Origin of the sequence: Paenibacillus sp. CAA11 (assembly GCF_003060825.1) — a bacterium.
Lineage (GTDB): Bacteria > Bacillota > Bacilli > Paenibacillales > Paenibacillaceae > Fontibacillus.
The window spans coordinates 1420594-1434381 of sequence record NZ_CP028922.1 but is presented as its reverse complement, the minus strand read 5'-3'; the positions used below and the strand labels follow the sequence as shown (position 1 = coordinate 1434381).

12 protein-coding genes and 1 tRNA gene are annotated in these 13788 nt (G+C 47.7%); 3 read left to right on the top strand and 10 right to left on the bottom strand.

The annotated features are described in order from the left end of the window. Positions 1 to 20: 20 nt before the first annotated feature. From DCC85_RS06675 to DCC85_RS06655, 5 genes are all read right to left on the bottom strand, one after another. The gene (locus DCC85_RS06675) at positions 21 to 1043 is read right to left on the bottom strand and encodes a BMP family lipoprotein (RefSeq protein WP_108464875.1); all 1023 of its coding nucleotides are present in this window, start codon (positions 1041 to 1043) and stop codon (positions 21 to 23) included. A gap of 553 nt (positions 1044 to 1596) precedes the next feature. Continuing rightward, positions 1597 to 1932 (bottom strand): DUF4064 domain-containing protein, encoded by a 336-nt coding sequence (locus DCC85_RS06670; protein ID WP_108467758.1) that lies wholly within the window; start codon positions 1930 to 1932, stop codon positions 1597 to 1599. A gap of 233 nt (positions 1933 to 2165) precedes the next feature. Next, positions 2166 to 3566 carry a group II intron reverse transcriptase/maturase gene (gene ltrA / locus DCC85_RS06665; protein WP_108463800.1) on the bottom strand — a complete coding sequence of 467 codons (1401 nt, stop codon included), beginning with the start codon at positions 3564 to 3566 and terminating at the stop codon, positions 2166 to 2168. Positions 3567 to 4074: 508 nt separating this feature from the next. Next, positions 4075 to 4145: transfer RNA gene (locus DCC85_RS06660), tRNA-Gly, on the bottom strand. A gap of 175 nt (positions 4146 to 4320) precedes the next feature. Beyond that, on the bottom strand, positions 4321 to 5280 hold the full coding sequence (locus tag DCC85_RS06655) for an aldolase catalytic domain-containing protein (RefSeq protein ID WP_108464874.1): 960 nt from the start codon (positions 5278 to 5280) through the stop codon (positions 4321 to 4323). Between the two features lie 231 nt (positions 5281 to 5511). Between DCC85_RS06655 and DCC85_RS06650 the strand changes: the two genes are divergently transcribed. From DCC85_RS06650 to DCC85_RS06640, 3 genes are all read left to right on the top strand, one after another. Further along, a complete protein-coding gene (locus tag DCC85_RS06650; protein ID WP_108464873.1) occupies positions 5512 to 5754 on the top strand; it encodes a FeoA family protein in 243 nt (80 codons plus the stop codon). Beyond that, the gene (gene feoB, locus DCC85_RS06645) at positions 5751 to 7784 is read left to right on the top strand and encodes a ferrous iron transport protein B (protein WP_108464872.1); all 2034 of its coding nucleotides are present in this window, start codon (positions 5751 to 5753) and stop codon (positions 7782 to 7784) included. The genes DCC85_RS06650 and feoB overlap by 4 nt, the downstream gene beginning before the upstream one ends. A gap of 70 nt (positions 7785 to 7854) precedes the next feature. Further along, a complete protein-coding gene (locus tag DCC85_RS06640; RefSeq protein WP_108464871.1) occupies positions 7855 to 8031 on the top strand; it encodes a FeoB-associated Cys-rich membrane protein in 177 nt (58 codons plus the stop codon). A gap of 42 nt (positions 8032 to 8073) precedes the next feature. Here DCC85_RS06640 and DCC85_RS06635 read toward each other — a convergent pair whose 3' ends face one another. From DCC85_RS06635 to leuB, 5 genes are all read right to left on the bottom strand, one after another. Further along, on the bottom strand, positions 8074 to 9591 hold the full coding sequence (locus DCC85_RS06635) for a leucyl aminopeptidase (RefSeq protein ID WP_234414371.1): 1518 nt from the start codon (positions 9589 to 9591) through the stop codon (positions 8074 to 8076). 83 nt (positions 9592 to 9674) lie between these two features. Beyond that, on the bottom strand, positions 9675 to 10784 hold the full coding sequence (locus DCC85_RS06630) for an ATP-binding protein (RefSeq protein ID WP_108464870.1): 1110 nt from the start codon (positions 10782 to 10784) through the stop codon (positions 9675 to 9677). Between the two features lie 315 nt (positions 10785 to 11099). Continuing rightward, positions 11100 to 11504: a hypothetical protein gene (locus DCC85_RS06625; protein WP_108464869.1), complete on the bottom strand. Its 405-nt coding sequence runs from the start codon at positions 11502 to 11504 to the stop codon at positions 11100 to 11102. Positions 11505 to 11709: 205 nt separating this feature from the next. After that, positions 11710 to 12249 carry a peroxiredoxin gene (locus DCC85_RS06620; protein ID WP_108464868.1) on the bottom strand — a complete coding sequence of 180 codons (540 nt, stop codon included), beginning with the start codon at positions 12247 to 12249 and terminating at the stop codon, positions 11710 to 11712. A gap of 309 nt (positions 12250 to 12558) precedes the next feature. Then, positions 12559 to 13644 carry a 3-isopropylmalate dehydrogenase gene (leuB, locus tag DCC85_RS06615; protein WP_108464867.1) on the bottom strand — a complete coding sequence of 362 codons (1086 nt, stop codon included), beginning with the start codon at positions 13642 to 13644 and terminating at the stop codon, positions 12559 to 12561. Positions 13645 to 13788 lie beyond the last annotated feature (144 nt).

Sequence of the window (13788 nt, the reverse complement as noted above, 5' to 3'; positions counted from 1 at the left end):
ACATAACGGGCCGAGCTAACTTACACTGTTGGAACCTTGATTTCGCCGCTGATGATTTTTTGCTTATATTCCTCTACAAGGTCAAGCACATCTTGAGGAACGTTCTTGCTAGAGGTATCAGCAATGCCTACGCCGTTCTCTTTCAAGCCGAGAACTTCATTACCGCCTTTAAACGTACCGTCGATAACTTCTTGACTCACACGTTTAACAGCTTCGTCAACACGTTTGATCATGGAAGTCAGGGTTACATCATCACCAAATTCCAAGGACTGGTCCTTATCTACGCCAATAACCCATACTTTTTGTCCTGCTTTGTTACGAGCGATCGCTTCATTAAATACGCCGGTTCCTGTAGCACCCGCTGCTTGGAACACGATGTCATAACCGTCATTATAGAATGTAGCTGCAGCTGTTTTCCCTTGGTCAGGCTTGTCGAATGCGCCTGTGTAGTTCGAGGTAACGGTAGCTTTAGGATTTACAGCAGCTACGCCTGCAGCGAAGCCTTTTTCAAAACGTTGCACAACCGGAATTTCAGAACCGCCGACAAATCCAATTTTGTTGGATTTCGTCATCTTACCGGCAACCACCCCAACAAGGAAAGCTCCCTCGTTCTCAGAGAAGGTTACGGATTTAACGTTATTGCCTTTTACTACAGCGTCAATGATAGCCAGCTTAGCATCCGGGTTTTGTTTGGCAACTTGTCCAATAGCCTCTCCCAGATCCATGCCGATACCCCAAGTCAGGGCATAGCCACCTTTTACGAATTTATTCAAGTTGGATACATAGTCTTCAGGTTTCGTACTTTGCAAGTATTCAGTAGAAGCCCCCTCCAAAGATTGAAGGCCTTCCCACGCAGATTGGTTAAAGGATTTGTCATTAACTCCACCAACGTCAGTAACCATACCGATTTTTACCGACTTTGCGCTGCTTCCGCTCTTACCTTCTGCAGCGCTGCCCTCGTTGTTGTTCTTCTTACCGCAGCCTGCCAAAACAACAGTTAATACGAGCAGCATGACCACTGTCAGTTTGAAACTTTTCTTCATTGAATGTAGTCCCCCTTAGAAATATGAAAGCCTCTTTGGACTTTTTCCGTACCTTGCGGCACTATCTTTTGACAAAACGATTATACAATCAAAAACGCGTAAAATCCAGACATTATTAAAGATTTTTTCATTGATTATTCGTAATTTTCAGAATGTAATCGCTTTATTCAGAAAAAGCTTACACTATACGTTCGGTGTATGTTATTCAGCAGCCGTTTGCCATGCTATTTCCAGTCAGTATTGGCATCTTATTGGAAGTAGGCAACCCTAGTATTCGACACTTTCCCCTGCTTTATGAATAACTCCAACAATCATTCACAAAATAGCCGTTACGATGGCAACCACCGTTCCGGTCAATACAAATTGTAAGAAATCCCATCCATTTCTTATGAATTGTCGTCCTCTCTTTTAGATTCCCTGCTGGGTGCTGTAACCAGCTAATCAGTTTCATTTCCAACGTGCCGATTTTGGGTCATAACCTAATCAAACTGTAATCGCACCTGAGCATATAAAAAAGGCTCCCTTGAATGGAAGCCTTCATAGACAACTTGCTTTATTGAGCTGACATATTCTGTGGGGCTTGATCCTTTTTCTTTGCAAGAATCCCCATAAACCCTCCGACAACAAAGAGCACTGCCGAGATAATATAGAACATGGAGACACTAATAAATCCGCCTACACCGCTTACTAGCATCAGCCAGCCTGCAAGTTTCGGTTTGGATTTTGTCATTGCTGCACCGACAATGCCCAAAATACTGAACAGCAACGCTGCATATCCAAGTCCTGTTACTGATGAAGTCCCAGAACTCGAGAAAGCCGCATCTACACCGCCTATCATTAGCGCAATAATAGAAGAGATAATTCCAAAGATACCTGCTACTAGACCCATTGCAAACACTATAAATCCCCCTTATTCATTGAGCAAAAACTCCTATGACTAGGAATATGGTATCATGTTCAAGAGAATTTAACTACATCTTTTTTACGAGTATCAACCATTGTCCGACATCTAATGAGATTGGGAAATACCGGGATTTCCAGGATAAATCGAGTAGGAGGCTATTCATTAGATGAGTAGCCGACCTCTCACACCACCGTACGTACCGTTCGGTATACGGCGGTTCAACCGCATAAGTGCAATTTACGTAAACGCTCGTATTGCGCAGGAAAGTCATAATATCCTGCCTGTACGAGCTTTTTGTTTGTTATGGAACGAGACAACACTGGACTTCCGGCGATGCGCCAGTACCCGAGACGGGAATTGCCCCACTGGTAAGCCTGCCATTCCGGTATCCCCAGCTTCCGCAGGTTTTGTACTTTTGTTCGCGGCTTTTTCCACTGTTTCCAGATGTACATCCGCAGTCGTCTTCGCAACCATTCGCTCCAGCTTTGCAGGATCCGTTTCATGTCGGCCACATAGTAGTAACCAATCCATCCCCGAATGTAGACTTTTACCTTTTCCATGACTTGGCGAACATTTCTGCCCTGGCTGCGACTTGTGAGTTCTTTCAACTTCTTCTTCGCTTTTGCGAGGGATTGTCCATGGGCACGGATATACATGCCGTTCTTGTTCTTTCCCAGGGCAAAGCCGAGAAATTTGAAGTGCTTTCGAGCCACTACGCTACCGACCTTACTTTTCTGCGTATTGATCTGGAGTCTCAGTTTGGTCTCCAGGTACTTTCCGCAGGATTCCAGTAGCCGCACCGCTGCCCGTTTGCTTTTGGCAAGCACCACAATATCGTCCGCATAGCGGATGACGTTCACTCCGCGGCCTTTCATCTCTTGGTCAAATTCGTTCAGGTAGATGTTCGCCAGAAGCGGCGACAGGGGGCCTCCCTGAGGGGAGCCTTCTTCTGTTTTGCAGTGCACCCCGTTCTCCATAACCCCACTTTTCAGGTATCTCTTAATCAGTTCGGTTACGCGTCTGTCCTGAATTTGTTTGCGCAAAAGATGCATAAGCAGCTCATGATTCAGCGTGTCGAAGTATTTGGAGAGGTCGATTTCTACTGCGTAGCCGTATCCCTGTTCTGCATAGTCTTTCACCTTGCGAATGGCCTGTTGTGCGCTCCGACCGGGGCGGTAGCCATAGCTTCCCTCCGAGAAGAGCGGCTCGAACAGGGGCTGGAGCTGCTGGGCGACTGCCTGCTGAATCACTCGGTCTACGACCGTGGGTATGCCAAGCTTCCGTACTCCGCTTCCATCTGCTTTGGGAATTTCCTTGCGCCGTACTGGGCTGGGCTTGTATCTGCCTTCCCGGATCTTTTGCAACAGCTCGTCTCTATGTTCCTGCAGCCAGGGTAGCGCGTCTTCTACGGTCATTCCGTCGATTCCTGGCGCTCCATGGTTGCGTTTGACCTGTTTGTAGGCTCTGTTCAGATTGTCTCTGTCCAGAATCTGCTCCAGCAGGTCTGTTGCACCGCCTCTTTCTTTACGTTCCCGAGTACCGGCGCTCCGCACTCCCGCATGCTCTTCGCGTTCCACGCTATCCCTTTGCAGGTAGCCCTTTCGGTATTCTGCTTTCATCGCGTCAGCTCTCCTTTCGGTATGTACTCGAGACTTACGATTGTTCGGCCCTTCCCCGAAAAAAAAACCTTCCGGGTACTATGGCCTCTGCTGACTTCTCACAGCAAGCTTTACTCCGTCTTTCGGTTTTTTTTTCCTACTTGTCGTCTGTGAGACCTCCCCGGGTAAGAGCGATAACCTTCCCCTCATCTATCTGCCACATTTACACCATGGGATTCGGGCAGTATTGGACTTTGCTTTGTAGTGCAAGCTCGTCCGTCCCATGATGCCTTCTATGTGATTTCTGTTCGTCAGACCGAGGGTTTGCCTCCGGCTTCCTTCAGATTCCGCCTCGCGGCGGACACCCTTGCCTTCAGCTAACAGTTCCTACTGCCAAGCCTGTAGCGGACTTTCACCGCCGAGTTATCGCCCATGCCGGGCGCACACTCAAACAGCGCATACCGATTAAGTATCGGCATGCGCTGACTGCTTAGCTTATTCTATCTATTCACATGAGACAAATAATCAAAGCGGGTGATGGGAATCGAACCCACGCTACCAGCTTGGAAGGCTGGAGTTCTACCATTGAACTACACCCGCAAATAATGATGCGATCAAATTATGTAAGACTAATAACCATCAACACAAGGATTAATATACCACTGCTGTGTAGTGAATGCAAGTCTTGTCACAGACAGATCCATCTGAACTCAAGGTATCCAAATAGGATAAGGATAACCGGCTTCATTAGAAGCCGGCTCCCATGATTAAGGGCTTATTTTTTCTCAAAGCTGACTTCAGGCGTGGTGAGCTTATCATAGAAATCAACAAATTTATCTTTGTCCTCAGAAGCCCGCAGCGCCATCGCCGAGCGAGGATGCTCATCCAGCGTTCCTGTAATCATATAAGGAATCAGGTAACCCCATTCTTCTTTCTCACGCAGCGGAATCATCAGCTTCTCAAGCACACCAAGCAGCGGACGCAGATTGTAACGGGTGTTCTTCAAATGAGTAACCAAGAGCTCGGTAGGACAGTTCCCGGCAGCTCGTCCCATTCCATACACAGAAGCATCCAGAAGCTCAACACCATTCTGTGCAGCTACCAACGTGTTGGAGAAGGCAAGCTGCATATTGTTATGAGTATGGACACCTAAACGCTTATTAGGAAGATTTGTTTTGAACTTGTCAACTAAATACTCCATGTCCTTGTAATCCAGGCTGCCGTAAGAATCTACAATATATACAACATCAACGACGCTCTCCTTGATCATCTCAAAGGCTTCAAGCAGCTCATTATCCATCACATTGGACAATGCCATAATATTCAAGGTTGTCTCATATCCGCGGTCATGAAACTTCTGAACCAGTTCAAGCGCTTTATCGACGTCCTTGATATAGCAAGCCACGCGAATCAGATCCAGCGGACTTTCACTGCGAGGGAGGATATCACTCTCATCCACTCGGCCTACGTCGACAAGAGCTGACAGCTTCGTTACCCCCTTCTGCGGGATTACCTCACGGATGAACTCATCATTCAAGAAGCGCCAAGGTCCGGCATTCTCTGCTCCGCTCAGCAGCTTGGGGGAATTTTTATATCCAATCTCCATATAATCAACACCAGCTTCATTTAAGCCGGCGTACAGCTGCTGCACAAATTCCACGCTAAAATCCCAATTATTGACCAATCCGCCATCACGAATGGTGCAATCTACAATTTTACATTGATTCATTTTCATAACGAATTCCTTTCTCAGGTTGGTTAATGCTATCTTACTTGAATTAATCCGTTAAAGTAAAGAAGTTTATAGGATTTTCGTCACCACATCGCCTCCTTTATATGAAAGTGAAACAACGTGATAATAATCATAGACATTTTCCATTTGCGGTGTTATAGTCACAAATGTCTAATTGAGATTGATTATCAATATCTTTTGGGATTTTCCCAATCATAGAAATGAGGGGAACCTATGGCTTCAAAGTCAACTTGCTTACTTCACTTACAACCAGACTCTTTTGCTCCTGTTTCTCGTATGCAGAATTTATCTCCTATGATGCAGCGTAGACTTGCGGACTTAGGTCTCTTTATCGGAACACCTATTGCCCTACGGCGTACCGCTCCTTTTGGCGGACCTGTCACCATACAGTTCGGCAGCCAACAGATCGGAATCCGCAGATCGGAAGCCGCCCAAATTGAGGTGCTCCTTGTATGAAGAGCGCTGCACTCATCGGCAACCCTAATACAGGAAAGACCTCCCTATTCAATATTCTAACCAGCTCTTATGAATACGTCGGCAACTGGTCCGGGGTAACTGTCGAGAAGAAAGTCGGTCAACTGAGGAACAAGTCTGGCTTCATCACAGATCTTCCAGGCATTTACTCGCTTCATCCCCTATCCAAGGACGAAGGAGTTGCCACTAATTATTTGCTCACAGAATCTCCTTCGGTAATAGTTAACATTGTAGATGCTTCACAATTAGAGCGAAATTTATATTTAACCGTTCAGCTTCTGGAATATGGGAAGCCAGTCATTATCGGCCTCAACATGATTGATGTCGCAAAGGCTAGAGGCATTAAAGTTCTCCCCGAGGTCATGGCAAGCCGCCTTCGTGCCGAGGTCGTTCCACTCATCGCCCGTACAGGTGAAGGTAATCAGCAGCTATTGATGTGTATGGATAAGGTTGGCTCCCCGTCGGCCCCTGCCCCGCAAGAGGTACTGCTGCTGGACTATGGGCGAACTTTAGAAGAAGCGGTCAAAGCCCTGATCCCAATCCTTGAGAAATCTCATAGCCTGCAAGGATGCCCTGCATCTAAACGCTGGCTTGCCTTGCAGCTTCTGGAGGAGAATTCTGTAGTTACTCAGTCGCTGACCCCAGCGGAGCTTGAGAACATTGCCTCAATTACGGCAAGATGCGCGCAGCAGCTGAACAAAGAGGGAATTAAGGAGTCTGTTCCTGAGCTGATTCGTTCTGTTCGAACCTCTTTCATTCAGGCTTTATGCAATGAAGCTGTTGACCGCTCAGAGCAGAAGCCGCATAATCTAACCGAGAAAATAGATGCTATCGTGGCTCATCCATTATTAGGGATTCCTATATTCTTGCTGTTCATGTTTATGATGTTCCAGCTTACATTCGACTGGTTGGGCAACCCGCTCTCTGATTTGCTGGACAGCTTCATCTCAGGCCCGCTGAGCCAAGGCGTAAGCTTAGGGCTAGATGCAGTTGGCGCCTCCTCTTTCACACGCTCTCTCGTGATTGATGGAGTTATCGCCGGTGTTGGCGGTGTGCTGGTCTTCCTTCCGCAGATCTTCATCTTGTTCCTGATGATTTCATTTATTGAGGACTCCGGGTACATGGCCCGCATCACGCTGCTTACTGACAGGCTGCTGGAAAAGGTCGGCTTGAACGGAAAAGCTATTATCCCGTTTATCCTTGGCTTTGGTTGCAACGTGCCCGCCATCATGGCATCTCGAAGTATCGAGCAGCCCAAAGAAAGAACACTCACCATGCTGCTGGTTCCGCTAATGTCCTGCTCTGCAAGACTTCCGGTTTACGCTCTGTTCGCGGGAATTTTCTTCACTCGCTATCAGGCTTTTGTGGTTCTCGGACTCTATGTTCTTGGCATTCTGCTCGCTCTGATTCTGGCTAAATTGTTCTCGTCTGTGCTCTTTAAAGATAAACCCAGCTTCTTCGTGGTTGAACTCCCGCCTTACCGGATGCCGCAAAGCGTTACCCTGCTCCGCAGCACCTGGGAGAAGGGCAAGGGCTTCCTGCGCAAAGCCGGGACATTTATCCTTGGCGGTTCAGTGATCATCTGGTTATTAACCTACTGCGGCCCTTCAGGAATTAGCGTCAGCATGGATGAGAGCTTTCTAGCCAAATTAGGCGGCCTGTTCGCTTCGATCCTGGCCCCGCTCGGCTTTGGCACATGGCAGTCTGGCGCCTCGCTGGTTACCGGATTTATGGCCAAAGAAATCGTGGTCTCCACGATGAATATCATTTACCATGTTTCGGATTCCGGTGGGTTGCAGCAGCAAATCTCCACGGCTTTCACCCCTTTACAGGGCTTGAGCTTTATGACTTTTGTTCTGCTCTACACTCCGTGCCTGGCTACCGTAGGTGTTCTACGTAAAGAGACCGCCTCATGGAGATGGACCTTGTTCTCTATCGGCTATTCACTTCTGCTCGCTTATTTCATTGCCCTGATCGTATATCAAGGTGGCCTCCTGCTTGGGTTTAGCTAACCTTAATGCTTGTTTGCCCCGATCTTTGACTGAAGCTCCAGTCCAATCTCACACGGAAAGGGATGTACTCATGATTGATATTATCCTTGGTGCCCTGTTATTCTCTTATGCCGGATGGACCCTATACCGTTTTGTTAAAAAAAGCAGGAAAGGCGCCTGTGCTTCATGTTCTCAGAACAAATCCTGCAGTGCCGCTTGCAGTGCATTTCAGAATCCTGCAGATACAGAGAAGAAGGCTCCGGTATAACCGGAGCCTTCTTTCATTTGCTGGCAGCTTTGAACCTGTATCTTATTTCTCTGTAATCAGCCACTGCGTAATCGTGCGCACCATAACACCTGTGCCGCCTTTAGGGTCTACTCCGCGCTCTTTGGGCAAGTATGCCGTGCCGGCAATGTCTAAATGAATCCACGGCATTCCTTCAGCAAAGGTACCGATAAACAGCCCGGCTGTGATGGCGGCACCAAACCTTCCTGGACTGTTCTGAAGATCAGCTACATCGCTCTTGAGCATATCCCAGTACTCTGGATAGCTTGGCAGCGGCCAGACCTTTTCGCCGGTCTGCTTGGACGCCATGATGAAGCCTTGTAGGAAGGTTTCATCATTGGTAACTGCACCCGTGGCTACATTACCCAGCGCCACTTCAACCGCTCCAGTTAGTGTCGCGATATCGAGCAGCCTGCTAGCTCCCTTCTCTCGGGCATAAGTCATTCCGTCTGCAAGCACAACCCGGCCTTCCGCGTCCGTATTCAGCATCTCAATAGTGCGACCGCTAAGCGTAGTAATCAAATCCCCCGGCTTGGTGGCACTGCCTGACGGCATATTCTCGGCGGAAGCTATGACGGCAACTACATTGATCTCTGGGCGAAGACGTCCGAGCACTTCGATCACTCCCAGTACGGAAGCAGCTCCCCCCATATCACTGATCATGTCTGCCATTCCAGGCGCCTTCTTCAGCGAGATTCCGCCTGTATCAAAGGTAATGCCTTTGCCCACCAGACCGGTTACTTCATCCCAATCCGAACGGCCTTGGTACTTGATAGATATCATCCGTGGAGGATTCACACTGCCTTTGCCTATAGCAAGAATCCCTCCCATTCCACGCTCTTCCATTTCTGACTCATCCAGAACTTCTACCTCCAGCCCGTACCGCTGTGCCAATTCCACCGCAGTATCGGCCAAATCCTCAGGGCGGAGCAAATTGCCAGGAAGATTCGTTAGATCACGGCTTAGGATCGTACCTGCCGCGAAGGCTTGTCCGGATGCAATCCCTTCCTTCCAGCCTTCAGCTTCCTGATCAACTACTGCACCCTCATGATAGAAGGTCAAACGGCGAACGCCTTCATAAGCGGAAGTCTCTCTCCGATAATGGATAGGCTTATAGGCCCCAAGTATAAAGCCTTCGGTTAGCGCATGAGCCGCTTCTTTGCTGCTTCCTTCCACCGTCCATGCAGAAAGAAGGGCAGGAACCTCGAACAGCACCTGTTCGGCCTGGATTCGGATCGCAGCTTTTGCAGCCGCGGCAGCAGAAAGCCGCAAGTCTTCCGACGTCAGCGGACGTTCGCCACCGCCAACAAGGATTACCGCCTCTGCCGATGCACCCTCGGGAAGAGGCATGACATAGGTCTGGTTCAAACGACCTTCAAATAAATGATTGCGCTCTAAGGTGTCTACCATAGGCTTCAGCCACTCTGCCACATTACCGTCTTTCAGTGCTTGCTTGGTGATCACGGACACTTTAATACGCCCTTCAGACTCGAGGGAGGCTTGGCCGCTCATCCAGCGGACTTCAACCATATTATCGCTCATTATGCATCTTCCTTTGCTTACGTATAGTTGTGCATCCAAGGAATAACCTTCTATTCATTTTAGCACATCTTGGATGAGAGAGACTATTCGCTCAGCAATGGAAGCGATATCACAAAGGCAGTGCCTTCACCCTTATGGCTCTCTACGGAAATAGTGCCTCCATGGTTTTTAATGATCTTGTAGCTTACGGACAATCCTAGGCCTGTCCCCCTCTCTTTTGTCGTAAAAAAGGGATCGAACAGACGAACCAGATGTGCCTGATCCATGCCATTTCCATTGTCTCGAATCGTCATAACCGCACTCTTCCCGCATATCTTCGCTTCAATATCAATAATGCCCAGCCTACCATCAGCCGTCTCTTCAATGGCATCCATGGCGTTCTTTATCATGTTAAGCAGCACCTGCTTGATTTGTTTGACATCAACAGAGACCTTCATATTCTCATCTTCAACATGCATACGTACCTCGCAGCTCTTCATGAGCGCCTCGCTTTCAATGAGCAGAACAGTTTGTCTAAGCAGGGAAGCAACCTGAAGGACTGATGTCTGAGGAGCAGTAGGCTTGGAGGAATTTAAAAATTCGTGGATGATATCGTTGGCCCGGTCAATCTCCATAAGAATAATCCGCGCATACTCATCCTTGCCAAGCTGAACCAAATGGGGGCGCAGCAGTTGAATGAAGCCACGGATTGCCGTCAGCGGGTTGCGGATTTCATGCGCAATCGCCGCAGATATTTTACCTAACATAGCCAGCTTATCATTTTGATAGGCCGCCTTCTCAATTTGTTTATAATCGGATACATCTTTTACGCTCAGCAAAAAATCCCCATCCATTTGATCACCATAAGTTACGGTAATTAACCAATGTCTTCCATACTCATCTATAAACTCATGGTACTTCTTGCGATAATGAATCGTCTCACGGAAAAACCGCAAAATTCGTTTCCTCTTAGACCGGTTAATATACGGGTGTCGCAGCAGCTGCATTAAAGTGCAGCCCATTAGGGACTGGCGAGGGAGCTCTGCCAGCTTGGCCATCTGTACATTGACAAAAGTACAGACCCCTTCCGAATCGAACAACATAATCCCACTATCCAGATTTTGGAGCACATTCTCGTACTTATTCTTTACGAGCTCGGCAGACTGAAAAGCTTCGACAGATTGGAGCAGAGTTTCTTGATATTCACCCAACATGTTGAATCCTCCTTTTCCCATAAATGAAGTCTGTTTTCCCTCATTTCGGTGTCAAGCTATTAGACATAAGGTCATGGTATGTTCGGAAGTTGTCGTAGTATGTATTATTAACACAGATTAGGCCTTAATTACTGATTGTGAATTCCCCCCAAAATCGTAAGACCGGTAGGGACATGGACAGTCATATGCTTGCTCTAATCATATTCATCCTGCCGACACCAGTCAATCAGAGAAACTGTCGAAAAAGAAGGAAATCCTCATTATGTTTAACAAAAAAAGCAGACCAATTTGCGGGCTGCTTTCTCTGCTGATGTATTATCTCTGTTTAAGCTTAGCGCTTCGGCGGCTCATCACGGCCAACCGCTTCTTCAGCTCGCTCTCCCATTTCTCATCGCCAAGGTCCTTCGCTACTGCAAGAAGGTCCAGAGCCATATCAATTTGACTTTTCACAATATCAAGCGGTTCTTCGCTCTCCACATTGACACAGTTGCTGAAGATGGACTCTTCATCCTCTGTAACAAAATCTTGAAAATCTATCTCAGACGTTCCATCGACGTGAGCATATTCTGCCAGGATCTCATATTCATTCTCTACCTTGTAGTGAACCTCGATCCGCTTGCATACCGGACAAAAGAGCAGGGGAACATTGTGGACCTGTGTGCGATAATGCTTAAGTGTCCCCTTTGTCCCAATCATACTGGCACCGCAGCAATAACTCATTCCCCTTCACCATCCCTTTGGGTTCATTGTATTTCTTTAGAATAACCTATTCGTGAAGGAACTTGCCAATTCCTTTCTCTGAGGAATTTTTAACCAAAAATTATCGAATTTAAGCAATTAGTCCTAGCATATTCCGGATGATAAAGACCCCCTCTATGGCACAGAACGCGACCAAAAGGGGGCCTTCGTACAGTTTATCTAATTCTTACAGATTTTTGTCGCCCGGCTTCCAGTTCATTGGGCAAAGACCACCAGATTGAAGGGCCTGAAGAACACGCAACGTCTCCTCTACACTGCGGCCCACATCGTTATGATTAACCACTTGATATTTAAGCTCGCCATCAGGATCGATAATAAACAAGCCGCGTAATGCTACGCCTTCCTCTTCAATCAGAACGCCGTAGTCACGGGCTACATTCTTTGTAAGATCTGAAGCCAGCGGGAATTTCAGTTGTCCCAGACCATTGCTGTCCTTCGGAGTGTTAATCCAAGCCTTGTGGCTGTGCACGGAGTCAACGCTTACTCCCAGGATTTCAGTATCGAGTGCTTTGAATTGGTCATATGCTTCGCTGAGAGCTGTAATTTCTGTCGGACATACAAAGGTGAAGTCCAGCGGGTAAAAGAAGAAAACCAACCATTTACCACGATAGTCAGACAAACTCGCTTTCCCAAAATCTTTACCGTCTCCCGTTACAGTCTCCATGCTGAAATCAGGAGCAGGTCTTCCAACCAGACGTTCTGCCATGATCGTAAAATCCTCCTTTGGAATATGCAAGGAATGCGACTAGCCGCTCTCCTATAATTAATTTGTCAGTTGTGCTTGTACACAGTTCAAATGGTATCATCGGGATTTGGTAAAGTCAATTTGCTCGTGTTTTATTAAAACTTAAGGGGCACACCCTTTTTATGGACATGGAATGTTATGTATGTCGGTTTCCTATTATTAGAAAAATCTATTATCAGTACGCAGATAAATCAAAAATTGAACTAACGGCTATGACAGCTGTTAGTCCAATTTTATTTCCACTGGTCCGCGAAGCGTATAGTTCTTAGCTTAAGCGCCCTTCTTCATTGCCGCTACGATCAAATCACCCATCTCTGTTGTGCTTAGTGCACGCGCCGGGTCTGTAGCAATATCCCCTGTCCGATGCCCGGCGTTCAGCACCTCAGCGACTGCTGCTTCAATAGCGTCAGCTGCTTCTGCATAGCCGAAGGTGAGACGGAACATGAGTGCCACAGATAAGATCGTGGCAATCGGATTCGCCTTGTTCTGACCGGCGATGTCTGGAGCCGAACCATGAACAGGCTCGTACAGACCGAAGCTGCCTTCTCCAAGCGAAGCGGAGGCCAGCATCCCGATGGAGCCTGTCAGCATGGCCGCTTCATCACTCAAGATGTCGCCGAACATATTCTCGGTAACAATTACATCGAAGCTGCTTGGCCGGCGCAGTAGCTGCATCGCGCAGTTGTCCACAAGCACATGTTCAAGCTCAACATCGGGATACTCCGGAGCCACACGGTTTACAACTTCACGCCATAGCCGCGAAGTTTCAAGCACATTGGCTTTATCCACCGAAGCGAGTTTCTTGCGGCGCTTCTGAGCAATCTCGAATGCTTGGCGAACAATGCGCTCTACTTCATTTACGTTATAAGCACAAGTATCGACCGCTTCTTGTCCTTGATCCGTATCCCGGCGGTATTTTTCTCCGAAGTAGATGCCTCCCGTAAGCTCACGAACTACCATCAAATCCGTACCTTCCAAGACTTCAGGCTTCAGCGTTGATGCGTCCTTCAAGCAATCGAATACAACCGCGGGTCGCAGGTTAGAGAACAGGCCGAGCGCTTTGCGAATGCCAAGCAGTCCGGTTTCGGGACGAAGCTCCTTCGGATTGCTGTCCCATTTTGGGCCGCCTACGGCTCCGAGCAGAACGGCATCTGCACGTTGACATACATCAAGAGTCTCCTCAGGAAGCGGCGTTCCCTTCTGATCTATAGCGATTCCTCCGAACAAGGCATGCTCTGTCTCAAATTGATAGCCGAACAGTTCCTCCGTTTTCTTAAGCACCTTCTCCGCTTCTGCTACAACCTCTGGTCCGATGCCATCTCCAGCGATGACCGCTATTTTTTTTACTTCTGACATATTAGATACAGCTCCTCTCACGAAAATACCTCTCCCTCTGTTGTATCACACCTGTGCCTTAGAAGACCAAGATATAGAATCTATTAACTTAATAGGTTGTACCTATATACTCACAAAAAAAGCAGGAGGCACATTCTCGCCCCC

Coding starts and splice junctions, on each gene's coding strand:
- DCC85_RS06655 (WP_108464874.1), bottom strand. CDS start 5,280: ATGAAAATGAATCAATGTAAAATTGTAGATTGCACCATTCGTGATGGC.
- feoB (WP_108464872.1), top strand. CDS start 5,751: ATGAAGAGCGCTGCACTCATCGGCAACCCTAATACAGGAAAGACCTCC.
- DCC85_RS06670 (WP_108467758.1), bottom strand. CDS start 1,932: ATGGGTCTAGTAGCAGGTATCTTTGGAATTATCTCTTCTATTATTGCG.
- DCC85_RS06620 (WP_108464868.1), bottom strand. CDS start 12,249: ATGGCAGAACGTCTGGTTGGAAGACCTGCTCCTGATTTCAGCATGGAG.
- DCC85_RS06650 (WP_108464873.1), top strand. CDS start 5,512: ATGGCTTCAAAGTCAACTTGCTTACTTCACTTACAACCAGACTCTTTT.
- DCC85_RS06675 (WP_108464875.1), bottom strand. CDS start 1,043: ATGAAGAAAAGTTTCAAACTGACAGTGGTCATGCTGCTCGTATTAACT.
- DCC85_RS06625 (WP_108464869.1), bottom strand. CDS start 11,504: ATGAGTTATTGCTGCGGTGCCAGTATGATTGGGACAAAGGGGACACTT.
- DCC85_RS06635 (WP_234414371.1), bottom strand. CDS start 9,591: ATGAGCGATAATATGGTTGAAGTCCGCTGGATGAGCGGCCAAGCCTCC.
- DCC85_RS06630 (WP_108464870.1), bottom strand. CDS start 10,784: ATGTTGGGTGAATATCAAGAAACTCTGCTCCAATCTGTCGAAGCTTTT.
- leuB (WP_108464867.1), bottom strand. CDS start 13,644: ATGTCAGAAGTAAAAAAAATAGCGGTCATCGCTGGAGATGGCATCGGA.
- ltrA (WP_108463800.1), bottom strand. CDS start 3,566: ATGAAAGCAGAATACCGAAAGGGCTACCTGCAAAGGGATAGCGTGGAA.
- DCC85_RS06640 (WP_108464871.1), top strand. CDS start 7,855: ATGATTGATATTATCCTTGGTGCCCTGTTATTCTCTTATGCCGGATGG.